The 25880-nt window shown below is 37.1% G+C and carries 13 protein-coding genes; 2 read left to right on the forward strand and 11 right to left on the reverse strand.

The window, feature by feature from the left end:
* Positions 1-28: 28 nt before the first annotated feature.
* From ACXACQ_RS15400 to ACXACQ_RS15410, 3 genes are read right to left on the reverse strand one after another with little or no spacing between them, the layout of a single operon-like run.
* Positions 29-1429: a choice-of-anchor Q domain-containing protein gene (locus ACXACQ_RS15400; protein WP_474976851.1), complete on the reverse strand. Its 1401-nt coding sequence runs from the start codon at positions 1427-1429 to the stop codon at positions 29-31.
* A 54-nt stretch (positions 1430-1483) separates the two neighbouring features.
* Positions 1484-3115, reverse strand: coding sequence for a hypothetical protein (locus tag ACXACQ_RS15405; protein ID WP_474976852.1), 1632 nt, complete (start codon positions 3113-3115; stop codon positions 1484-1486).
* Positions 3112-4284, reverse strand: a complete 1173-nt coding sequence (locus ACXACQ_RS15410; protein ID WP_474976853.1) for a hypothetical protein — start codon at positions 4282-4284, stop codon at positions 3112-3114. The genes ACXACQ_RS15405 and ACXACQ_RS15410 overlap by 4 nt, the downstream gene beginning before the upstream one ends.
* Before the next feature lie 116 nt (positions 4285-4400).
* Here ACXACQ_RS15410 and ACXACQ_RS15415 point away from each other — a divergent pair, with 116 nt between their 5' ends.
* Positions 4401-5732, forward strand: a complete 1332-nt coding sequence (locus ACXACQ_RS15415) for a flippase (RefSeq protein WP_474976854.1) — start codon at positions 4401-4403, stop codon at positions 5730-5732.
* A 24-nt stretch (positions 5733-5756) separates the two neighbouring features.
* On the opposite strand, the gene ACXACQ_RS15420 is transcribed toward ACXACQ_RS15415, so the two are convergent.
* Positions 5757-6827, reverse strand: a complete 1071-nt coding sequence (locus ACXACQ_RS15420) for an acyltransferase family protein (RefSeq protein WP_474976855.1) — start codon at positions 6825-6827, stop codon at positions 5757-5759.
* Positions 6828-7010: 183 nt separating this feature from the next.
* On the opposite strand from ACXACQ_RS15420, the gene ACXACQ_RS15425 reads away from it, so the two are divergent.
* Positions 7011-7742 carry an SDR family oxidoreductase gene (locus ACXACQ_RS15425; protein ID WP_474976856.1) on the forward strand — a complete coding sequence of 244 codons (732 nt, stop codon included), beginning with the start codon at positions 7011-7013 and terminating at the stop codon, positions 7740-7742.
* A gap of 67 nt (positions 7743-7809) precedes the next feature.
* Here the strand turns inward: ACXACQ_RS15425 and ACXACQ_RS15430 are convergent, their stop codons facing one another.
* The 7 genes from ACXACQ_RS15430 to ACXACQ_RS15460 all read right to left on the reverse strand — a co-directional run bounded on the left by ACXACQ_RS15430 (position 7810) and on the right by ACXACQ_RS15460 (position 25878).
* Complete coding sequence (locus ACXACQ_RS15430; RefSeq protein WP_474976857.1) at positions 7810-8886, reverse strand: SGNH/GDSL hydrolase family protein; 1077 nt, start codon at positions 8884-8886, stop codon at positions 7810-7812.
* Between the two features lie 11 nt (positions 8887-8897).
* Positions 8898-15794 (reverse strand): fibronectin type III domain-containing protein, encoded by a 6897-nt coding sequence (locus ACXACQ_RS15435; protein WP_474976858.1) that lies wholly within the window; start codon positions 15792-15794, stop codon positions 8898-8900.
* 224 nt (positions 15795-16018) lie between these two features.
* Complete coding sequence (locus ACXACQ_RS15440; RefSeq protein WP_474976859.1) at positions 16019-17467, reverse strand: PorP/SprF family type IX secretion system membrane protein; 1449 nt, start codon at positions 17465-17467, stop codon at positions 16019-16021.
* Between the two features lie 20 nt (positions 17468-17487).
* Positions 17488-22746 carry a PKD domain-containing protein gene (locus tag ACXACQ_RS15445; protein ID WP_474976860.1) on the reverse strand — a complete coding sequence of 1753 codons (5259 nt, stop codon included), beginning with the start codon at positions 22744-22746 and terminating at the stop codon, positions 17488-17490.
* A gap of 166 nt (positions 22747-22912) precedes the next feature.
* Complete coding sequence (locus tag ACXACQ_RS15450; RefSeq protein WP_474976861.1) at positions 22913-23803, reverse strand: hypothetical protein; 891 nt, start codon at positions 23801-23803, stop codon at positions 22913-22915.
* 11 nt (positions 23804-23814) lie between these two features.
* Entirely contained in the window at positions 23815-24948 is a 1134-nt protein-coding gene (locus ACXACQ_RS15455; protein WP_474976862.1) for a glycosyltransferase family 4 protein, read from the reverse strand.
* A 21-nt stretch (positions 24949-24969) separates the two neighbouring features.
* The gene (locus ACXACQ_RS15460) at positions 24970-25878 is read right to left on the reverse strand and encodes a glycosyltransferase family 2 protein (protein ID WP_474976863.1); all 909 of its coding nucleotides are present in this window, start codon (positions 25876-25878) and stop codon (positions 24970-24972) included.
* Between the last annotated feature and the right edge of the window lie 2 nt (positions 25879-25880).

Consider the following 25880-nt stretch of genomic DNA (forward strand, 5'->3'; position numbering starts at 1 on the left):
CTTTATTTTGTTGAGTTTCTATACTTTATTAATACTCGTAAGCACCTACATCAAAACCTTTACCTCTTGGTCTTGGATTGCCCATAATATCAGTAGTAATCCCAAATTTAGTGAGATCTTCGCCTGCATCTATAGCTGGAGAATTCTCATTTAAACGAAGGTCTTTTTTTCCTACATTAAGAAAATCTATATCTCCAGAGTTGGTCATTAGTAGGTTATCTGAAAGTGTTAAAGGCACTCCGGTTTCGTGTAAGAGTGTGCTTTCAGATTTGCCACCACATATAAGGTTATTGATTACTCTCTTAACACCACCACTCTCATCGTAAAATCTAAATCCTTCTTCTTTGCTGTTTACCACAGTGTTGTTAAATATATTGAAATACCCGTTAGTAAGCCTTTCGTTGTATTTACTGTTTAAGAAATCAAGACCAATGTCACCAGCATCTACAATAATATTGTTGTAAATGTCAACATCACCAAGCCCTTGAAAACGAATACCTGATCCGGCTCCGCCTAAAATCTGATTATTATAGAATTTGCCAGTTACTCCTTCGCCAAGGAAAAGGCCTTCATCATGAGCAGCCTCTTTGTGGTTTCCATAATTTTTTATGATGTTGTCATGCACTTCTACATCCTTATCAGCATTTTTTATCTGTATGCCATCATATCCAGTGTTTTCTACTCTGTTATTCATCACTTGAATGTGCTGAATAGAGTGGGAGTAAGTTATACTAGGGCAGTCAGCCTCTTTTCTTCCTGTATAAAAGCCATGACCAATGTAAAGTCCTTCTCCGCCTGTATCATGAATGTAATTATCTCTGATGATAACATTTTTCATAATCCACGCTTTTCTTGATGGATCTTCAAATACATCGCATGCTTGGTAAGGGCTGGTTTTAATACCCATGCCAGCAAAGCCATTGTTATTACCAACGCCATTCTTGGCGTTTCCGGCTATTTCCACATTCGCGATTTCAAAATCAGTAGTGAAATGCTCCATGCTCAAAAAGAAGCCTTTGTTAGTGCTAATTTTGATGCCATAGTTGCTACCGCCACCATCGCCAATGAGTTTGAAATTTTTAGAATCTTCAAACTTAATTCCGAAAGCTCTGTCAGACTTAACCACAGCCATGCCACCACAGTTTCTTACAATAACAGGGTCTTTGGCTGAGCCTGTTATGTTCTTAAATAATAAACTGTTGTATTGCTGTCCGGTTTCTAAACAGATAATGTCTCCGGGTTTAATTTTAAGCTCGTCTCCGTTGTTTTCGTAGCCAGTAACAATGTACGTACATTTTTGACAGTCAAAATCTGCAAACTTTACAGGTTCTGTTATGCCTTCACTATCGTCATCTTTACAACTGGTAAAGATGAGTGAGCTAAAAAGTGTTAAAAATAAAAATGATCTTAATGTTTTTAATGAGAACATTATGAACGCAGGTTTATGTGATTGTTTTGGGTGAATGAATATTAAGCAATAATACTATTTATTCTTCCTAGTATAAACCTCAATATAGGAAAATTCCGGAAGTCTAGGCGCTAAAAACTTAAATTCTATGTCGTATGTATCTTTTATACAATTTTGAACATCATATGAATAGAAGTTATTTAGATCCGGGATATCTTCGAATAAAATGAGATCATACTCACTACTATGTATTTTCTCGCAAAATAGTTCCACCTCTCTATCAAAAAATGCGACTCCTTGATGATACCACAATGGGAATTTATCACCAGTTTCGGTCTTGTAAGGAAGTATATATGCTAATTGCGTTAACTCAGACATGTTTAACACGCGTAGCTTCTTTCCTTTTTCTTTAACGATAGGCATGGCTTGAATATTTTTAATGCCCTTAATAGTTTCATCTGGTAGCTTAATTCGTTTAAAGGTAGGGATGTCACTAAGGCGCCATGCTTTCCTGGACATTTTACCTGAGTCAGACTCATGAAGGATGTAGGTGTTTTTTGAAACGACCTCTTTATTATTGCCTTTATCTAGTACTCCACCTATTTTGCCTTTAAAAAACCTTGTCCAGTAGACATTTGACCACCATAAACCTGCGAAAACTACAATGATTAAAAGACTAGGAAAGTGTTTAAAGTTTAAATAGGGCTGAACTTGAATAAGTATAAAAGCTATGGCAAAAGAGTGAAAATAGATATTACCATCTATAGGAGTGTATGATGTTACTTGAATCACCGCAGCTTGAGCTAAAATAAATAAAGTAAGGATGGATAAATAAAACTTATCGGACTTTAAATACGCTTTACCTTCGTGTTGTAAATGATAAATGATTATTAAAGTCACCAGTAATAAATAGAATTTGATCCAACTTGATGCGCCTAAAAATTCGTTAATGAGATCAAAAATAGTTAATCTACTAAAGTGAGGACTCTGTCCATAGTTAAACCAATATCCAAAATCGTAAGATAAGAAGGGGACGATTAAAATGGCTAATACAACTACGTATGAGGCTGCATAGAATGCTATTAGCTTATAGTTTTTGGTTCGGTATATCTCAAAAGCTAAAAAGCATAAGCCAAAAATAAACGCAAAGCCACCAGTGTCTTGTTTGGTTAAAAAGGCCAATGCAGCAAAACCTGCTGCCGCTAATATTTTTAGGTAGTTATAAAAGCTTTTGGGCTGTAATACTGCATCTAGAATAAAAAAGAAACTGATAAGCTCAAATACAAAAACCAAGTGATTATACCATGGCCAGAAGTTGAACATGGTGTAAGAAAGTGCATATATGGTAAGCACTATTACTCTTATTCCAGACTCTAAGTTAAATAATCTCAATATTTTACTAAGTGTAAAATTGGAGATGATATTTATAAAGGCTTGTACTATAATGAGCGTAAATACATTGGGACCAAAAATTTTGAAGAAGATGGCTGGCAATATCCAAAAACCATAGCCCACAGGCATGCCGAAATCTCTATACGGAATTTGGCCTTCCATAACTCTGTAGGCTCCTTCCCAAGCAAGAAATAAGTTGATGCGATAAGGAAATGTAAAGAATAGGGGTATACAAGCGGATCCTAAAATGATAAGCCATTCTAGTACTTCAATTTTTTTAGCTTTTATTTGAGCTAATACGTCATGTGTTGTCATTCCTTAAGTGACTTATAAGTATATATTGTGTAAATAATGGGTAATGATACCAAACCCAGAAAGCAATAAAATAATAGTGAACCAACCCATACTTCATAATGGACTCCATATTTACTAGGACCCATAAAATTGTATATGTTAGTAACTAACCAACTTCCTGTGGCACTAAAAATAACAAATAATACTATAGTATAAGTTATATACCATTTTCTTTTTATTAATAAAGATATATTATTGATGTTTTTCTTAATGATAAATAATGATAACGCAATTACCCATGGAAATAAAAGAAAGAGTAGCCTTATCTCATTTAAAATTCCGAAAACTATAGTAGTACTTACTATCAATAATAATGCGTATGGTGCTGATTTTGTTATTACATTATTTAATGAATTTGACTTTTGGATTAAGGCAATGAGGAAGAAGCCCCAAAGCCAGTTAAAAGTCATAAATGTAAAGCCTGCAGCTTCGGGTATATGGTGTATGTTCCATGATACACCTTCCCATGTATCGTAGTGCTCAAGCCCTAGGTATACTCTCATAACTAACCAAGCTATACCTGGTATAGCAGTGAATACAAATTTGTTGATCCATTTCTCTTGTGAGAAGAAAAAATAAGTAAAAGGCAAAATCAGTAAGGTTTCGCGAGTAAGCGCCCCTAGTATAGCCATGATCACATAGCCCCATCTATTGCCTTTAATAATAAATATTAACCCCCATAGTAAGAAAGTAAAGCCAAGCATGTCTTCTCGGGTGTGTACCGGTAGCGTGTAGGCGAGTATTACTGGCGGGCAAATGTAAAATAAACACAAGCCCAAGTAGCACCAGTTGATGCTGAACTTTAGTACTTGTAGAAATTTGAAAAGGGAAACCGCTGTGGTAATGAAAAAGAAAAGGCTTACGCAATAATATACTGTATAAAACCTGGCAGAAGATTCCCCAGAGCTAATATCATATATGCTTTTAACAATTTCTGAGAAAAGCATTCGGTATTTAAAGGGAGCTTCATCAGCTATCTGCCATTCGTATAGCTTTTGAGGGCTTGATTGTAATTCCTTAGATAAGGAAGCAATAGACTCTATGCTACCAAAAAGGAAACTGTTAGTAAGCCAAAAAACTAAAGCAGATGACAGTATAACTAGGAGATAAGGAGTATATCTTTTGGTCACTTTTTTAAACAAAATATAAAGTTCTAAGTTAATGGAATTAAATCTCCAAATTAAATAGCTTTGGTTTATTCTTCCACATTATACTTAAATAATACTACTCCTAAATTGTTTTTAAAATGAGTGATAAAAAATCTTATTGGATAAGTTCTGGTAAGCTGTCCTTAATGGAAAGGGTGTTTATGTTGATTTTTGGATTGCTCACTTTCTACTTGCTTGTGCGCACAGTAGATAAATCAACTTATGGAGCATGGATGCTTTTTCTAACTACTACAACGCTGTTAGATACCGCAAGAAACGGTTTTCTTAAAAACCCATTAATGCGATTTATTAACACGGTTAAGGATGAAGATAAAAGCAGTCTTCAGGCATCTTCTTTTGTTATGAACGTAATATTTTCTGTGGTTACTAGTTTGCTATTAGTACTTGCTGCGGAATTTCTTGAAGATGCATGGGGAATACCCCAACTGCAGAAAATGTTTGTTGTATATGTATTTACAGCCATGTTTATGGCTATATTTTTTCATTGTGAATATGTGCAAAGGGCGCATTTTCGTTTTATGGGTCCCATGCTAGGGTATGCATTAAGAAGCGGACTTTTCTGCCTTGTGGTTATTTATTTTTATTTCAGCGATAATAAGGTAGATCTTTTTTATTTAAGTATTTATTACAGCGCTGCTACTTTTATAGCAACCATAGTAATGTGGTGGTTTTGTCGTGATTTGCTAGGGTATAAAGTGCGTTATAAAAATTTGTGGGCATCCAAATTGTTTGGTTATGGCAAGTATACCTTTGGTACAAACGTAAGTGCTGTACTAATGCGAAACGTTGACAGCTGGATGCTGGGTTGGTTAATTACTACCGAAGCGGTGGCCACATATAATGTGGCTATACGTATAGCCAACCTATTTGAGGTGCCATTGATGGCATTAGCTTCTATTATGTTTCCACAGGCTACTAAAAAGGCAGAAGAGGAAGGTGAAACTGTGGTGAAAGAATTGTATGAGAAGTCAGTGGCCCTGATAATGCTAATTACCATTCCTTTTGTAGTGGTAGTGCTATTGTTCTCTGATTTCATTGTAGAGCTAGTAGCCGGAAACGACTATGCCGGATCTGCAACAGTTTTAAATATTACTATGCTGTACGGTCTTATTATACCATTTAACAAGCAAATGGGAATATTACTTGATGCTGTAGGTAAGGCCAAAATTAATATGTTTTTTACCATGACATTGGCCATTTTGAATGTAGTGCTTAACTCAATATTGATACCAACTATAGGGTTACTAGGCGCTGCGTACGCCACTTTTGCAACTATGATAGTGGCGCTATTTATATCTCAGACTTACTTGATTAAAAATTATGGAGTAACTTGGAGTAGCCTCATTCACTACATGAAATATTACACCATAGAGATTTATAATCGGTTTATAAAACGACAGACTACATAAATAGGCGAGGTTTTAGGCGGTAAATTAACTGCCTAGAACCATTCTACTATTTTTCCCCATTACTTTCTGTACCGTGGCTATTATTATCATACAAATGGAAATAATGGTTACAACATATAACACGTAGGTAAATATATTGAGCGAAGTAATAGGCAGTAATCCTTTATTGAAAAGAAATTGGAACGCATTAATTAGGTATAAGTGCAAAAAGAAAATACCAAAACTGAAATCTCCAAGTTTAGTGAAAATTAACCATTGTCGGTTTTCGTAGATTTTGAATAATAGGAGTAGCACAAAGCACAGGTCTAAGGCCTTGATTTTACTTAAGTTAAAAACAAAAAACTGCTCAGCTGAATCTCGTAGTTCTAAATACCTATCAAAGGGAATGATTTCTTCCAGTTCGAGAATACTCATAATAACATAAACTACAGAAGTAGTAGTGAGCAATGGCGTAGAGATAGTGAAAAACTTTTCTTTAAACTTACAAGTCCACATACCAATAAGATAAATAGGCATGAAATGAACCAGAGAGGTTAGAGCGTCTGATTTATAACCAAACTGAACCGTGAAAAAACCCAAAATACATATGATGGGAATGAGGTAATCAAAAGCCTTGGTCTTGGCAAATTGTAATAGGGGATAAGACAGAAAATAGAAAATAGTAATCATTGGAATGAACCATAATATACCCGAATGCCTTCCTGTTCCTAACATATATACTATTTTTGAAAAAGTAGACAATTGATCGAATGAAGGCGTCATCCACCAATGGTTGCCATTATCGAGAAATAGTTTATCTAATATTGCCGGAATTGATACTATCAAATAAGGTAGTATTACATACTGTGCTTTTTTAATTAAATAAGTTTTATAATTGAACTTTTTATGGCACAGATAATAAAAAAGAAACCCTGAAATGAAAACAAATAGCACCGTGCCATTGCTTGATATAGTAAGGATGGCCTTGCGAAGCTTTTCATTGTCCCAGGGTAGTGAAATTACGGAATGAACCGCAACGATAAATACAATGGCCAGACCTCGAAAATAGTGTATGTAATTTAAAAATGTTTTTCCTTTTAAAGCTGTTTCAGCCATTGTTAATCAGTCGGTTGTTGATAATTTTAGAGCGACAAAAATAGTTATTTTAATTGCAGAAATAATATTATTTAGGACGAATGGTCAAATAATTATTATGCCCTCCTCAGGTAAATATTAACTATATAATTACTTGATTGTTTAAAGATTGATAATACTTAATATATAAATATATTCTAACTAATGGATAACATTCTGATTCTCGGAGCGAATAGTGATATTGCACAAGCAATAGGTGTTCTGTATGCAAATAAAGGCTATTCAGTTACACTGGCGAGTCGTAATTTAGATGCTCTGCTCAAAGTGAAATCTGATATACAAATAAGGCACAATGCCGTGGTGGAAGCCTTGGCTTTTGATGCCACAGATTTTGGCAGCCATCAGGCTTTTTACGATTCACTTCATGTAAAACCAAAAATTGTTGTTTGTGCATTTGGTTATTTAGGAGAGCAAGAAATGGCACAGCGAGATTGGGATCAGTGTAAGCAAATTATTGATGTAAATTTTACGGGTGCTGTATCCATTTTAAATATTGTAGCTAACGATATGGAGAAGAGAGGAGAGGGGGCTATTGTAGGTATAAGTTCAGTTGCAGGAGATAGAGGTAGGCAGAGTAATTACTTGTATGGCGCATCTAAGGCTGCATTTACTAGCTATTTATCGGGCCTAAGAAATAGGTTGTTTAAAAGCAATGTGCACGTGGTGACCTTGAAACCAGGGTTTGTTAAAACCAAGATGATAGATGGTATTACAACTCCTGCTCCGTTAACGGCTAAGCCAGAGGAAGTAGCTCGAGCGGTATTTAAAAGTGTTAATAAGAAAAAGAATGTTACTTATACTAAAGGTATGTGGAGGTTTATAATGATGGGAATCACCAATATCCCTGAAACAGTATTTAAAAAGATGAGCTTATAAATAAAAAAAGAGTAGGTGCTGCTATCAGTTCCTACTCTTACAGGAAAATGTGTCGGGGTTTTCCTGCTTAATTATTTAAATGTTTAATCTTGTCAAGCTCCTCTGCTATAATTTTGTTTCCATTGCTCGATACGTGGCAGAAATCAACAAAAATGTTTTCATTGCGATCAAACTTATCGCTTAAGTCATAAACCCAAGGATAATTCTTCGATCTGATTTTTTGCTGGAATAACTCGTAAACATGTTTAAAGTTAAGACCTAGCTCTTCATCTAGTTTGAGGTAATCCGTTTTAGGGTTACTAATGTAGGCTGCAGGCTGCAATATAGCTATAAATTCTCCACCTCGCTTTGTTACCAATTCATGCGCTATCTCCCAATTGGTAAGCATGAAATTAGCTATTTCTTCAGCTTTTTCCTCATCACTCATGCAGTTATATAGCTTGCTTCTGTCAATTTCAGAGTGCTTTTGAATAGTAAGTAAAATGTTCTCTGAAAATATTTTACTGAAAATTTTGAATGCAAAATGAGAGTTTTTAACGTATAGCCTATCTCTGAACATGGGCACCAGTCGATGACCCGGAACGGGCACATCACTTGGGCATAAAAAAGCAGCGTCATTTACTCCATCATAAAAGACTACTAAGTCTGCCGATTTGCCTTGCTCTAGTAAGGTAATAAGTGCATCCAATTCTTGCCTAGAATTATAGGCCAATTGCCCGTGGTTGAAAACCTTTACATTAGGGTTGAGCTTATTATAAAGCGCAGGTATAGTGTGGTTATCGTCCGATGCTTCACCCCACATAGTTGAACCTCCAAAAAAACGTACAACGCTAGCAGTATCTACGGTATTATCAGGAGCCTGATGTACTCTTATACCCTCGTTATTGATAGTGGTGGTCTTTCCTTTGTAAGGTAAGGTTTGCCAGCCTACAAAGGGTTGATAGGTGTGTTGTATCCTACCATAATCCTTGAAAATTTCTCGGCCCCATTCTCGGTTGTCTTTATAGTTTGGGAGTTCAGAGCGAGAAGGGTCTGCGGTGGATCTTAAATATACACCGCAGGCCCAGTTAACTATTGCAAGTAAAACAAATACTATTATTAGGTTGATGAAGACGTATTTAACGCCTTTTACTATTTTCTTCACTAGATTTAAGGTTATTCGATAATTAGCTTTCTCTGTAATATTAATCCGTCTTGGTTAATTCGTACAACATAAATACCAGGAGAAAGTTTATCCTTTGTTGTTATAGAGATACCGTTGCTAAAGCTTTCTGAACTGAAGTTTTTAGTCATCAATACTTTGCCCATAACGTTTACTAATTCAACATGGATGTCACTGTATGATTTAGTCGTTCCTTGAATATTAAAGCTTTTGTAAGCAGGAGATGGGTTAGGGTAAACCAGCAAGGTTAAATTTTCGTCTCCCAAAGGTTCATAAACTTCGGTTACCATATATTCAAAATCGTCAGAGATTTGAGTACAGATTCCGTTAGATACTTCTACATTATAGGTGGCGTCTACACTTGGTTTGAAAATATTACCCGTTTCTCCATTAATGGCTTCTCCATTTTTGTACCATTGGATATATGAAGTTTCAGCATCAGTACTAAGTATTCCATTGTCGAAGGCAATGGTTGGAACAGCCACTTCATCAGAAATGATTTTAACCTCAATCGTAGTGTCAGACTCACATCCGTATGCATTTACAGCTGTTACGCTATAGAAATCTTTATAATTGAGAGGCGTAGTAACAAGTGTAGAAGCGTGTTCTCCTTCTATTATTTCATTATCTACATTCCTCCATATATAGGAGCCATTCTGTCCAGCTCCACTGGCAGTAAGGACTATGTTAGAGTCCACACATGCGGAGATTAACTGATTTTCTACATTAGTAATAGGTGTGGTAGTGTATCTTACAGTTAGTGCCTGCGTAAGGTTGGCTGCAGAGCAACCTGCCTGTGTAGCGCTTATTTTTATGGTGTTAACGCCTTCAGAAAGTGAACTTTTATCAATAGCTATATCAGTATCTTTACCATTGCCGAGGACATAAACATCAGTGGTGTTACCATTTATTAGAGGCTTGTATTCAACACCAGGTTGAGAGTTTTGGATATTAATTAGCACCTCGTTATCTGTAGAGCAAACCACTGCTGGTGCCGAAATAGTTTTATTAATGGCCAAATTGTCTTTGATCACTCTTACATAAAACCTGTTATGGTAAGTGCTAGGTTGATCAATTGATGCTTCAAAAGAGTAATCAGTGTAATTATTAACTAAAAGAGATTCTTCTTTTAGGCTGTCTATAAGTTCTACAGTTCCAAGATCGAAATCTCCAATATTTCCGAAGGTAATATGATACACACCAGAAGGTAGACCTTTACTATCATTATTGCCAAATAAGTTAAGTGGAATAATACTAGTGCAGAACTCATCGCTAAGTGAATTTACAGCTAAACTAATATCATCAGAAGAACGAGTTGAAATATTGAAAAGTGAATTATTTCTTTTTGCACCATCCTTTAGCTTGTTATATGCATTTTCTCCATCAGGCATGAATTTCAGCAAAGTATAGTCTTCATAAACATCATTTTTCAATTTCACCGAGAAAGCAAAATAAATGTTGCCCTTTTGTCCTGTTCTGTAATACTCAGTGTTGTCAGCAGCCTCATCTTGTGTTTTAGCTATTTCACTTACTGATAAACTAGGGTTAGAAGTAGATGTTTGCACCCAGAACGATTGGCCAGAAGGTATTTTTCCATTTTCTAGCTGTCCTAATCCTGTTTCTCTATCCCAAGTCATGAACTGTTGTACAGTAGAATTGCTATTTTTCATGATACTAACCACGCTTCCAACACCAGAAGATGTCCAACCTTGGTTGCCCCATTCAATGGCACTTGCATATGGATTTCCTAGTAGGTTCCAGCCATCGCTAGATGATGTAGTGCCTGGGTTAAGCGTAAAGTGGTATTCGCCTTGTACAGTTTCTCCTTTTGATATTAGGGTAGTAGGCGTGTTGGCGCTTCTTACATAAATAGAATACCCTTTTCCTAATTCGATAGGAGCGGTGTTGTCCTGGTTGCTACTTGGGTAGGTAATCCACCCACCATCAGGTTCATCATAATAATATAATGAAGGATTGTAGTTGGAATTGAAATCGCTACCAGTAAAAGAACCAGAAACCGGAATATAATTCTGAAGGTCGGCTACAGTATAGTCGTTAACAGGAACAGCAATATATCTCCATATTTTGCTGTTTCGAGATGCTATATATCTTTCTACTTCTACTTGACCTGTAAGGCTACCATTTTCAATAGTTTTTATTGCAGCATCATAGTCAGCAGTTGATTTTAGTGTTAAATGATCGTTAGTGATGACTTCTCCATTAACTATTTTTAAACCATCCGTTAAGTCTGTTTGCTCCTCGAGGTATAAAGAGGAAGAAGCCAAGTCAGTTGTTAATGTATGGATTGTATGTTTGTCAATGTCTAGCCTTAAGTGCGAGGCACTAGTGGACGAAGAAGCGATGTTAAGGTCTCCGTTGGAAATAGCTAACGTACCATTTTCATTGTTAGGGTTAATATTTCCTGCCCCCGTTATGGTAATGTTGTTATTGCCTGCATCAAACTTCGAATCATCGTTTAAAATAAGCCCACCACCATTTAATGAACCTAAAGTAACTGTTACAGGCGCTTCACTTTGGTTGACAAGTTTAACTTTACCAGTAGCCGTTTCTATACTATAGAAATCAATGTTAGCATTGATATTCACCTGAGAAGAATCAACCGGGGACATTATCAGTTCCACCTGATTGTCTAATGATGTACGTCCCATAGTGCCATTAATTGTAACATTACCTGACACTTTTAGGCTGCTTGTATTGCCCGGTAAGCCTTTTAACGTGATTCCGTCCGCTATATCTAAATCACCAGCTACAACAGTAATTCCATCAGGAATATTTTTTATACCCGTGTCGTTTAGTGTAAGATTACCATATGTGGCATTTTTAACACTAGTATAAGTATTATAAATGACAGATGACGATGGCGATAGGTCTACAAAATCAGGTGCATTTTCATTGTTTACATTAATAATAGCATTGGCATTGGCAGATACTTTGCCTGTAACAGTGCTATTGATATTTAGTGTAATGTTATCATCTACGATTAGCCTAGAAATTTTTCCTCCTATTTCTAAAGGTTCATCTATGTCTACTGTAGATCTATTAGTAATTATAAAATACTGACCGTTATGAGCAAAGCTGCTAGGGTGTATTCCACTTCCTGTTTTTTCTGTACTCCAATTATTTAAGTTGTCCAATTTTCCAGAAGCAGTGCTATAAAATATTTCTGGGGCGCTGGTTTCAAGAAATACAGAATCGCTAAACTCAGAGTAATTTTCATTAGAGTCAAAAGCTCTTACTTTTAAGTAATAGCTTGTTGAAGGTTCTAGCAGATTAGTAGAGAAGGCCGGCTTGTTGCTGGAGCCTAAAATGGTGTTGTTGGCATATATTTCATAGCCTATAACCTTAACATTATCAGTTGATGCGGCCCAAGTAAGCCCTACATTGGTGTAATTACGAGAAATAACGTTTAGGTTAGTTGGTTTGCTAGGAGGTATGTTGTCCTCTGATGTGGTTGCACTTGCCACATTTGAAAAATCAGAAACACCTTGTGTGTTAGCCGTTTTAACTTTATAGTAGTAAGTAGTATTAGGTGCTAATTTAGTATCTGTATAGGTTAATATATTACCGGCTGATTTGCCAATATACTTAAATGTGCCAGTTTGGCTATTGCTTCTATAAACTTCAAAACTGGTAAGTACGGCATTTAATTTATTTGATACTTGAGTATAAACATAGTTATGTCCAGCATCATTTAGTTGAGTGCCATCTGAAGTGTAAGATGCCTTTATGTTATTATCGTTATTGGTATCTACTAACTCGGAGTATATATCAATGGTATATTTACCAAAAGCAGACTTTATTGAATCAGCTAAAACTTTCAACTGATTTCTTTCTGCTTGCGAGTTCATAGAGGCTGGTTGTGAAGTAGTGAAGTATACGGAAGTACCACTTGCATCAGCTTTAGCTTTAATCTCTCTATAATAACCCATTATAGTATTTATTGAAGTGCCATTGGCAATATCTTCAATCGGTAAATTAACTATAATAATGTTGGGGTTAAATGTCAATGCCGCGTTGATATTCCTACTGATGTCAGGAGTAGGTGTGCTGCCATTAGGTCTTATGTCTTCGGTTGTAAAGCCAGCTTCAGCCATGTTTGTTAATACATAGTCTTCGGTATTATCCTTTAGCCAATCATCAAGAAGCTCCGCCCAACTGGTATTAGATGTGGAAGCACCAACTCCAGAGGCTGTAGAAGATCCCAATATTACTATTTGTACTTCATCTGGCTTGTCACCTTTATATTGCCAATCTAATTGGATAGATGTTAAATCTATAGTAGACGCAGTTAGGTTAGTAGGCTTGTTAGGAGGTCTGAAAACTATATCATCACCACTACGATACACTTTGCCAGGGATTATTTTCCAAGCGTTATTGGTATCAGGGCCTTTATATTCTAAGTGTAGGTATTGGCTTCCTGTTTGTTCAAAATAAGTTACGGTAATAGGGTAGAAGCCTACTTCAAAATCTAATGTTTCAGGAGTATCGCTGCCATATCCACTACCATGAAGCCCATCGTTATCAAAAACCATGTGATCGTTATCAAAGCCTCCAATGTAAACACGGCTTCCGTCATCAGATTTAGTTCTAAATTGATATTGACCAGCATTTTCTATAAATACAAATCCATCGAACTTGAAATTGAAGAAGTCATTTTGCACTCTTTCATTAATGTTTACCTGCCCTGTATGTCCTGTAAACTCAGGTATTGACCAATTGATCTCATCTAAGCTATTCCACTCTCCTGTAGAATGCTCATAACTTAAACCGCTAACTACAGTAGATACACTTATTTGGTTACTAGGATCAGAAATGTTTCCATCGTAGTCTACAGCTTTTACAGAAATGATAAAGCCTTTATTGGCGGCCAAGCCGCTTAGCACGAAGTTAGGCGCGTTACTACCGGTAGCCACAGAGTCAGAACCAAAGTAAACGTAGTATTGGTCTATTCCAGTGTTGTCGTCTGCTGGTGTCCATGTTAGTGATAGACTGTTGATAGAATGAGCTGCCAATGCTAAGTCTGTAGGTGGACTAGGGCGCTCATCGTCATTTGAGGTTGATCCTTGTATGTTCTCTGTGTATGGAGAAACCTCATAAACGCTTATTGCTCTTAATTTATAATAATAAGTGGTGTTAGATTTTAATCCACTGTCTTCATAGGCAATTTCATCCTCATCCGTAGTGGTTAAATATGTATAAGGTCCTGTAGGGCTAGTGGCTCTATATATTTCAAAACCGGTTTCGCTTATAGAATTGTCCTTCCAAAACAATTGAATGCTTGAAGATGATAGTACTTGTAAGGTTATGTTAGATGGTGCGGTTAAGGTTTGAGGCGCATTCATCGTTATATGTAATGGATCAGATTCAGTACTTGGGCATCCGCTTAGAGTTTCGCTGTAGGTTGTATAATCCCCTGCTGTTCTCACAGTTAAATGATTAGTAGAGTCTGATAAGGTATTCTGATTGTCTTTTGACCAGTAATAAACAGTATTCTCATGATATGGAACTTCAAGAACTACACTGTCTATACCGTTGATATCAGGTAAATGCGGAGTTCCTAATGCAGTAATTAAAGGCACTTCAGGAGTGCTTTCTTTAACTACGACAGGTTTAGACCACTTGTTCCATTCGCTTTCGGTAGGGTTGGCGCTACTTCTACTAAACCTTGCTCTGTAGCTGCCGGGTTGATTAGCCATATATTGAGGAGAAACGGCATCAGATATTATTTGGCCATCTCTTTCCCATTGGTATGCAGCCATACCAAAACTCACACCTAACTTTACTCCTTTACCATTATTGGCACATATGGAAGTGTCTCCATAGTAGACATGTATGTCTGATTTATCATATTGTAAAAACCATGAATAGAAGTCTTTTTCTTTAAAAGCTCTAGTCCATGTATTATGAGCATTAGATTCATAATACGTGTATCGAGGTGTTCCTCCTTCTTTTTTGAAGTATTTTAATAGTGTTTCAGTCTGTTGAGGTGTTGGTCCTGTATCTTGGCCTCCTTGAAATACCCAAAGTGGGCTTTGAGTTAATGATGTATCTCCATCAAACTTTACATTGGTGGCTGCAGGAGACATCAGTACTGTAGCTGCAAATAATGAAGGGTCATTGTGCATAGCAGTTACTACATGTTGAGCTCCATTAGATAAGCCATATATGTATACTCTATTAAGATCTATGTTTTCATTTTCTAATAGCATATACACGATTCTTATCGCAGATTGTACTTCTGAACCATTCCAGCCATTTAAGTTTTGGGGAAACAAAACAATACCAGGGAAAGATTCTGGATCTAAATTAGGGTCATCTGGCTTTAATGTGCCTGCTTTTTTAATAGCTTCTAAGTTATCTTTTCCTCCAAGTGCTAAATGGTGGTCATTGTTCAATAGGCTTGGTTCTGAGTTCGGCCCCGCTTGTGGAGTGTTTTTAACGGGATCCCATTGAAGTGTTCCAAAATGACAGTTATTATTTCGACAGTTACCTCTTTCAGCGGCACCATGTAGCATGACGAGTAGGGGGTAGCCAGGATCGTAGTTTTTATCATAACCTTGAGGGTAGGTTATTCTATAGTTCATTCTAAAATCAAAAGTAGTACTACCAGGAGTATATTTTAAATTTCCTTGCAGGTATTCGTCACTATCAAAGCCTGCCATAGGATAATAGCCCGCTACTGTGTCACCAGCGGTGCTATTTCTAAAGCTAAACGTGCCTGGAAATAGCGTATAATTACGCAAAGTCAGGTTTATTTTTCTACTGGAGTTGAAATTAACACCGTGTTGAAAATTAGGATATACTTGCGAAAATACTGTTCCGCTAAATAATATCGAAGCGATAATGGATAGGAGTAAATACTTTTTCATAAGCCAAAATAGATGTCATTTGGTCTATTAACATTTAAATCCCTTTAGAGTTTTGCTTTAAATAAAAAACATAACTTTAAGGTGCTAAATCTTACTTTAGCAAATGTATAAATATTTTAATTATAAATATAATGAATGGAGATTTTGATGCAAAGCAGCCGTTTAATAGCCTTTGCATCATTAAAATATCATGCATTATATCTGTTTTGTGAATTTTCAGTACATTAATCGCCTATTTTTAGTATCCAGGCTTTTGAAAATTCACCATAGCTTATGGTTTTTACTCTTTTTAGAGAGGTTATACTCAAAGGTAATTCTTTTTTTGGTGGGAAACTTACATAATAGTAATTCTTTTCCTTATGATAATTGACTTCAACTATATATCCTTCTGAGATAGCTCTCTGTGCATAACTTCTAGCATTTTGTTCGTAAGCAAAAGTACCTACTACTACATAAAACCCAGGTTTCATTCCCGTGCGCTCTTCTACTGAAAGTTCATTTTTGGGAGCGGTAGCCACTGTTTCCTCCACAGGCGGTTCAATGCTTTCCTCGTTATTATTAGAGAGGCTTGTTTCGTTTTGAGCAGTATCTATATTGTCACTCGGTTCTACCTTTTCGTTTGAGGCGGGAGTAACAGAAGATGCAACGTTATTATTTTCTATATCATCTATTTCTACCTCTGGCTCACTGTCTATTGCAATGTCGTCTTCAGTAATGGAGGTATTGGTTGTAGGGTAAGAAGGCATTGCTTTTGCCATTCTATTCTTTTTGCCTAGTTTAATTTTAAGTTGAAATTCGTGTGTGCCTTGGCTAAATCCACTCACTTGATCGTTAGCCAGTTCATATGCGTAGCCAAAATCAAACTGATCATTAACTTTCACTCCAAGCATAAAGAAGGGGCCATAATCTTGTCTATATCCTGCTCCAGCTCTTACTATTTCTTTTAAATGTGCTATGGCTGCTAGTTCTACTTGTGAATCGAATGAGTTGTTAGTTCTATAAAGCACCCAAGGTTCAATGGCTAAATCATAGCTTAAGTTTAGTTTATACCGAACAGAAGTAGTGGTGTATTTTAGTTGTTCAGAACCGGGAGTCTCTACTACAAAGCTCTCATTGGCGCTATAATCAGTATTGAATAACTGCGGCAAGGTAAAGCCTATTTGTAGGTTTTGGTGTTGGTATAATATTCCAAAATTACCTGCAAGGGCTGTAGAGCTATTAGCTACTACTGGATCAGCGGTGTTTTCTACTTTATCAAGATCTACAGAGGTGTACTCTACACCTGCAGAAAGTCCGAAGGATATGTGATGATTTATGTCTGGTTTATTACCAAAGTAAATATTGTATCCTACGGATGCCATGCCTCTGGTGGTACTTAATACTCCCCTCTTGTCATTTTGAGCAAAAACCCCAAGGCTCAATTTGTGATCAATAGGATGAGTAAGATTTAGAGTGGTAGTTATAGGGGCATCATCTATACCGGCCCATTGTTGTCTATACCCCAAAGCCACAGTGGTATACTGAGTCGTACCTAGGTAGGCTGGGTTAATCAGGTAAGGATTAGAATAGTATTGGTTTACTAATCCATAGCGCTGTCCTTTGGCTTGGTGAATACTACACAATAGCATAGCAGAAAAAAAGAATAGCCTGATATTTGAAGTTGAAATTTTCATTTTGGGGTTGATCTTAGGCATTATCTTATAATAGTTACGCTTCCTGTCATTAAGTTAGTGTCAGATGAATTAGACCTGATCACATAGTAATACACTCCATCAGGCAACTGGCGTCCATTAACTGTTCCGTCCCAATTGTTTTGATAGTCTTTAAGTTTGAGTATTTCTTGACCGGCTCTGTTAAATAGAATAATGAGATATTCACTAGAGTTTGAGTAGTTATCAATAAGCCAGAAATCATCAATATTATCACCATTAGGTGAGAATAATTTGTGAGGGTGAGGCAATGCCTCTTCACCTTGCACGAGTACATTTACTTCATCATATCCTGAAGCATTGTTTAAATCTTTCACCTCTACCTGAAAGGTATAAGTCCCTTCTCTTAATTGGCTAATGTTAACCACGTTACTGTCTGCATTATCTAGCACTGCTCCGTTACTTCCTGGGAGTAAGCTCCAGTGGTAAGAGTCGATAAAACCATCAGGGTCATTTCCAAAAGCTGTTAAAGTAACTGCGCTTTCTGGGGCTTGTATGGTTATGTCAGGGCCAGCATCTACAGTAGGGGGAAGGTTGCCAGGTTCAAGCTCTTGGTCCAAAACGGTAAGCTGCATGTCATCGCTTTTAGTTAAGCCATTTTCATCTGTGGCTGTAAGTCTAAAAATGTAGACACCTTCCGTTAGTTGACTTAGTTTTAGATCTGTGGTTGTTTCGTTCTCCATCACAAATCCTGATGGACCAGACACTTTTTTCCACAAAAGTTCTATTACTTTAGAGTCATCGCTGGCAGAACCTATTATAGTTATACTGTTATTAGGTAATTGTAGTGTCTTGTTAGGTCCCGCACTTACAGATGGTGGAGTATTAATGATTGCAGGGAGTACTTCCACTTTAACTTCATCTGTATCCTGAGCTCCCAGGTTATCTCTTACAGTTAGTTTAAAGGTGTAAATGCCTTCTACCATATTTGATACTGCTAAAACAGAAGTGTCTTGCCTAGCCATGGATAAAGTTGGCCCCGAGGCTTTTACCCATGAATAACTCACTATTGTACCATCTACATCTGTACCCGAGCCTATAATATTAATGCTGTTGTCTGGTAATTTTATGCTTATATCAGCTCCTGCATTAGCATGTGGTAGTAAATTGCCTGTAGTGGGGAGTACATTTATCACAATGTTATCACTGTTGGAGGCGTTATTATTGTCGGTAACAGTGAGTTTAAAGGTGTATGAGCCAGCTTCTAAGTTAGTTAAGAAGGTACTTAGAGAATTCTGGTTAGAAATAGTCGCATTTCCGGCTGTTACTTGAGTCCATAATACAGAGGTGATAGACCCATCAATGTCACTCGCAGTTCCTTTTAAACTGATAGAGTTAGTGGGTAGTTTTATAGTTCTATCAAGGCCTGCGTCTACCAAAGGTACTTGATTAACATTACTAGAGAGAACAGTTACCTTTACATCATCAGATGCAGTGGCGCCCTCACTGTCCATTACGGTAAGCCTAAAAGTATATACTCCCTCGATAAGGTCTGATAAGATTAGCGTAGCGCTGTTTGTGCCTGAAACTTGGGCTGTGGGGCCCGAAATTTTCCTCCATTCATAACCTGCGATATTGCCTTCAGGGTCATAACCTGCACCATAAATGGCGGTGTTATTTATGGGTAATCTTACAATTATATCATTACCAGCTAAGGCGGTTGGGCTCTGATTGATATTTTCATTGTAGACAATAACTTGCATTATGTCAGTATCAATGGCACCATCTTCATCTTCTACAGTCAACTGAAAACTGGCTACTCCTGCACTTAAATTGCTTATAGATAAATTTTGAGTATTTTGGCCGTTTAAAGTGGCTGGCTGGCCGTCAATTTGCTCCCAGCTGTAAATTAAAATAGTTCCGTCCGCATCACTTCCTTTTCCATTTACTGTTACCTGATTGTTTGGCAAAGTAAGGTTCACATCTGGCCCTGCATCTGCCGTAGGAGATTGGTTAACGTTGGCTGGCAGTACATTTACAGTCACTTTATCAGTGGCGGTAGCGTCATCATTATCTTTAACGGTAAGTCTAAATATGTATGTTCCCTCCAGCATGTTAGTGACAGTGAGCTCAGCTGTATTTTGGTTCGATAGGGTAGATGTGGGGCCAGATAGCTTGCTCCATGTATAAGAAGCAATGTTGCCGTCTGGGTCACTTCCAGTTCCTTTTAGAGTTACGCTGTTGACCGGCAAGGTGATGGTTTTGTTATTGCCAGCATTAGCCACGGGCGGCTGATTAATGGACTCTGGTAATACCGTCACTTTTACCTGATCAAAATCTTGAGCGTTATCGTCATCAATAGCTTTAAATTGAAAGGTGTATTCACCCGCTGTTAAATTTTCAATGGTTACCGTATAGCTTGATGCATTGGTCATGGTAATTGCATTTCCTGAAATTTGAGTCCATTCTACGGATGCAATAGTTCCATCAGAGTCCGTAGCACTACCTGTTAAGTTAATGGAACTTACTGGTAAGGTGATGGTTTTGTCTTGGCCAGCAGAAACTGTTGGCCCTTGGTTTACCGCTGCATTTACCTTCACGTTAACTTGGTCAGAATTGCTTGCTCCATCATCATCGCTTACGGTAATCTGGAAAGTATAAATACCTTCAGTAAGGTTAGATAAAGTTGGATTTAAAATATTGGAATTGTCTATGGAATATGATGGCCCTGTAATTTGTGTCCAATTGATGGTTGCAATAGTTCCGTCATTGTCCTGAGCGCTACCATTTAGTTGTGCTGTGGAGGTAGGCAAGGTAATAGTTATATTATTCCCGGCATCTACTATAGGTGCTACGTTTGCAGCATTTACGGTAACATTAACTTCATCTGTATTTATCGCCCCATCATCATCAGTTACTTTCAGCTCAAAGGTATATAAACCTTGAAGAAGATCTGACAAGGAGAGGGTAGCTGTGTTATCACCACTTATGGTTGCGCTTGGGCCAGAGGTCTTTATCCATTCATATTCAACTATTGAGCCATCGCTATCAGTACCGCTTCCAGTTAATTGAATGGAATTATTGGGAAGTGTTAACGTTTTATCGGGACCTGCATTAGCTATCGGACTAGAATTAACATCTTCTGGTGCTACGGTGAGCATGACATCATCGTACCCAATGGCTCCGGAATTATCATGAACATTTAAGCGGAATATATATTGTCCAGCGCGTAAATTGGTGATGTTTAACGTAGCTGTGGTTTTGCCATCTAAAGTAGCAGCTGGCCCTGATAGTTTTTTCCACTCATAAGATACAATAGATCCATCTTCATCTGTTCCACTACCAATGATATTCAGTTCAGTTTGTGGTAATGTAATGTAAATGTCTTCTCCTGCATTGGCTGTTGGTGGTATATTCACTGGCGCACTATGAACTGTTATTACCACTTCATCGTTAGCTTCAGCTCCACTGTTGTCCGTTACGGTAACCTTAAAAGTATACTGTCCTGCAGTGGATAGGCCATTAATGGTTGTATTAGCAGCATTAGCATTGCTAATAACAGGTTGTACTGGGCCATTGATTAATTCCCAGTAGTATTGAGAAATAGTGCCATCATTGTCGCTAGCCGTGGCTGATAATGTGGCCGTAGTGGTTGGTAGAGTTATAGCAATGTCATTTCCCGCATTAACACTGGGGGCTTGATTACTATTGATTACGATTACACTTACGATATCTGAATCGGAATCGCCATCATCATCAAAAACAGTTAGTGAAAACTCGTATGTGCCAGCTTGCAGGCCTGATACTTGTAATGCTGGTTGGTTGATACTGTTTAAAACTGCTGTGGCTCCTGACTTTTGTGTCCATGCGTAAGAGACTACTGTGCCGTCTGGGTCAGTTCCCGACCCCGTTATGGTTACAGCGTTAGTGGGTAAATTAATAGTTATATCCTCTCCTGCATTGGCGATAGGAGGTAAATTATCTGCATCTAATACGTTTACAGTTACCTCATCAGTTGCCGTGGCACCTTTATCATCAGTAACGGTTAAAGTAAATGTATACTTGCCCACTTGCATATCAGTTACATTCAATTGTGCTTTGTCATCATTATTAAGTGTAGCAGAGGGGCCAGAAGTTAGTTCCCAAAGATATGACGCAATTGTTCCATCGGCATCAGTACCAATACCAGTTAGGGTTATTGAATTGGTAGGTAATTTGATGGTTTTATCATTTCCTGCATTAGCAATAGGCGAAATATTACCGGCAGTTACGGTTACTGTTACTTCATCAGAAGCTTTATTTCCTTGAGAATCTGTGCCTTCTAGCTTAAAGGTATAGATACCAGCGGTAGTAAGGCCATTTACAGTGGTTATAGCACTAGTGGGGTTGGTTATAGTGCCATTGAAGGAGCCAACTTTGCTCCATAAATAGGTGATGGTGCCTTCACTTACGCTTCCAGATCCGTTTAAAGAGGTAGAGGTTACTGGCAATGTAATTTTGCGATCAGGCCCAGCGCTTACGCTAAATGAAGCTTTGCTATATTGCATGAACCACTCGTATAAATTAGGGTTATTGTAAGTGTGGTCGGGAACATACGCTCTACTCCACATGGCATTATCATGCCTTACCCCCGGATACAGTGAAATTAGTGCTGTGGGATCAGCCGCAGGGTCAGTACAAGCATTTATGGCATCTACCATCCTCACGGTTTTATTATAACTGATGGTGGGGTCATCAATGCCATGAAAGGCCCAAACGGCTATTTTGTTAGGAGTATATTTGGTACAAGCATCTGTAGTATGGTTGTCATAACCGGCCACAGGAGCGATGGCTGCTGGCATTTCTGCATGGTGCTTTACAAAAAACCAAGAGGCGCCACCTCCTAAGCTAAGTCCGGTAACATATATTCTATCTGTGTCTATTCTTAAACCAGATTCGCTGTATATGTAATCTACAAACGAACTAACGAAGTTTTTGGGCCAGTTAATTTCACCACTAGGTAATTGGGGAGAGATAATTATAAATGGAAAGTTTTCTCCTTTTTCTGCATAGTAAGGAGCTCCAAATTTTAAGACCTTGTTTAAATCTGTAGTTCCATTTCCACGTTCTCCTAATCCGTGAAAAAATAATATAAGAGGGTAGTCTTCAGTAGTGGCGTTATAATCCTGAGGTAAGTATTCCCAGTAGCCCACTCCATCAGGACTCATCTTGGCGGTTTGGACTTGAGCTATTGAGGTGGTAGCAGTAAGCCCGATAACCATTACCAATAATATTAGCTGAAATGGTTTAGCTATTAATAACATGTTAGTAAGTTGGTTGATTTGATGCTATAACTATAAAGGCAAAGGTATATCTCTGATCATTAGAAATCAACCAGTAACCATTTACAGCATTAAAAATTAAGTATTACATTCCAAGATTAAAGCCAACAGTAAATTTAATCTATTTTATAGTAATATTTTAACTTTATTAATAATTAAGTTTATAAATGTTTCCTCCGATAAGATTCATTTCTAATTCATCAACTATATAAAGTTCGTTAGCCTTATTGAAGAATACGCCTGCTTTGTGAGATAGGTTGTGTAAACTTATTTGTTTAAAATCACCTTTCGAAAATTTTGTAGAGGTGAAATTACTTATAAATATAACTTTACTATGAAACAGAAGTACAATTGTACTTCCATCTTCTGTAATATCAGCTCCTGTAATCCAATTGGAATACATGCTTTCACCTTTTAGCTTAAAGGAGTCAACCTTTTTTGCAGTGTAATTACCAGGTTCTTTTGGTAGTGAATACACATTTATAACACCATTATAGGGCGTAGTTCGATTTTTAGTGAAAAGATATAAGGAATCTCCTAAGTAGATCATGGCATCTACATCGAAGTTTAACTGATCTTGGCTTGGAGGAAAATCCTTTTGATCTTCGTACTTATAATTTATTAACCTTCCCTGAGTTATTTTGTTTTCAATTTTATCAGGGTTTGTAATTTTAATGATTTTAAGGTTTTGCTTATCATTATTGTTATTTCCGAAGGCTCCGATGTAAAGATTGTCTTCTTTGTCTTTCGCTAAATCTTCCCAACCTGCATTTTTTTGATTTAGGTAAACGGTCTTTACGAGATTACCGGTTGAGTCAACTCCATAAAGTACGGGTAGACCCCCGTCATTATGAGTCCAAAAAATTTTATGATTGAAAGAGCAGAGACCTGAGGCTTCTTTAATGGATTTGGGCAGTTTACCCATTTTGTGAAACTCAAAATCTTCTATGTAACGGATATCCACTGTAGCGGTATTAGCTACTTGACCACTAGAGTGGATATATAAAAAAATCATAAGAAATGATATCACATACTTCATGTCTAATGAAGTTAATTGTTTTTAAGTACTTCCTTATAAATTTCTATGCACTTGCGTGCAGTTTCTTCCCATCTAAACTTTTCAGCTTGCTTTATTGATTTCTGTCTGTATGCTTCGTAGAAGTCTTCATCATCTAACAATTTTTTTAATCCTTGAGCGATAGCATTGGAATCAAACGGATCAACCAAAATTCCAGCATCACCAGCAATTTCTGGCATAGATGATATATTGGAAGTGACTACGGGTGTTCCGCAGGCCATAGCCTCAAGCACCGGTATTCCGAAACTTTCTCTAGTAGATGGAAATATAAATGCAGATGCTAAATTATATATGTATGGAAGGTCATGATTACTTAGGTAGCCTGTGCTAATGATTTTGTCATTAAGTTCTGGATGCCCAATTTCATTCAAAATAGTATTTACATAACCCGGGTGCGTATCAGATACAAATAAGGGGATGTCATAACCACTTTTTATAAGTTTTGAGTACGCTTTTAGAATATTAACAGTATTCTTACGAGGGTCTTTGTTTATAAAGGCGAATAAAAATTTTTCTGGTAACTGGTACCTCTTGCGAATAGGCTCAAGTACGGTATTGTCATTAATTACTTTAAAATGATTGCCTACTGCATTATGGATGGTTTGAATACGGTTAGGATCAAGTTTGAAGTAATTGATGATGTTTTCTTTTTCATAATTAGATACTGTTGTAATTTTTGCAACAGTATTAATAATACGAGGAACATTCCATCTTCGATAAAGATTACCAAACCTTTGATACCATGTTCCTTTTGATAGGTTAATGCTCTCAAGGAATATAACATCGTGAAGGGTTAATACCACAGGTACATCACAATTCAATGGAGCAGTATTGGCGGTGCAATGCAATAAGTCAAGATTATATTTTTTTACGGCATTGGGTAGTAGAGATTGCTCCCAGATAGGGTAGGGGCTTTTCTTTAATACTACAGTATGAAAGTTTTCTTGCTCTACAAAAAGCTTTTGGTCATCGTCTTCTTTTACAAAAAGGAAGTATTCATTTTGGTGATCTATTTTTCGAAGACCCTTAATTAACTCAAGAGCCACTATGTCCATTCCGTGTTTATTTTTCCGGAAAAGTCTTTGTGCTTCTATACCTATTCTCATTTAACGGCTATTAAGGTTAGGCTATTTTTGAATTGTATTGATTTTTTTTACGTTAGCGTGTGTCAGGTTCCAAGTTACCCCTTTCCAAAAAGCTTTTAAATGCTCCTTTTCTCCTTTCAGCAAATACTTTACTGAGTTCTTAGGTATAGAAAAGAATGAGTAAAAGGCAATCCACGAAAGCTTTGCAAGGCCTTTAGTGTTTCTACGCAGAAAAATCAGCCTATTTCTAGTCATGTAATAGGTCTTGAACGGAGAAGCTGGCCCTATAGACATCGATTCTTTATGAAAAACCTTTGAGTTAGAAATGTACCAAATTTCATAACCTGCCCTTTTAATACTTTCACACCAATCTATTTCTTCGTAATATAAGAAAAAAATCTCTGGCATTTTTCCAACTTCATTTATTACCTTTCTGGGTATCATCATGGCTGCACCATGTGCTAGCTCAGTTTTTATAGAAGTATCATGTTGCCCTTTGTCTTCTTCTTTAAATCCTTGCCTAAAACTTCGGCCAGTGTAAGGGTTAATGGCACCACTACCTACATACTGTAAAATGTTAGTGTCAAAGTAAAGGATTTTAGGGCAAGCAATACCCATTTTTGGATTTTGTTCTAGCGCCTCTACTAGTGGTTGGATAAAACCAGGCTCTACCTCTGTATCATTATTGATAAAAAGGAAATATTCACCTTTTGCTTTGTCAATGCCCAAGTTATTACCTCCTGCAAAACCAAGGTTTTCTTCACTTTTTATAAATATGGCTTCAGGGAAGTCTTTTATTACTGCATCTATATGATCGTTTTGAGACCCATTGTCCACTACTATGACCTCAATGGGATCATAGGTTACATTTCTGAAGCTTAAAAGGAAATCCCTAGTGAGCTCAGCGTTATTATAATTGATGGTAATAACGGAGATTAAAGGCTTAGGCATTT

It is taken from the genome of Fulvivirga sp. AWR4_260 (assembly GCF_056158185.1).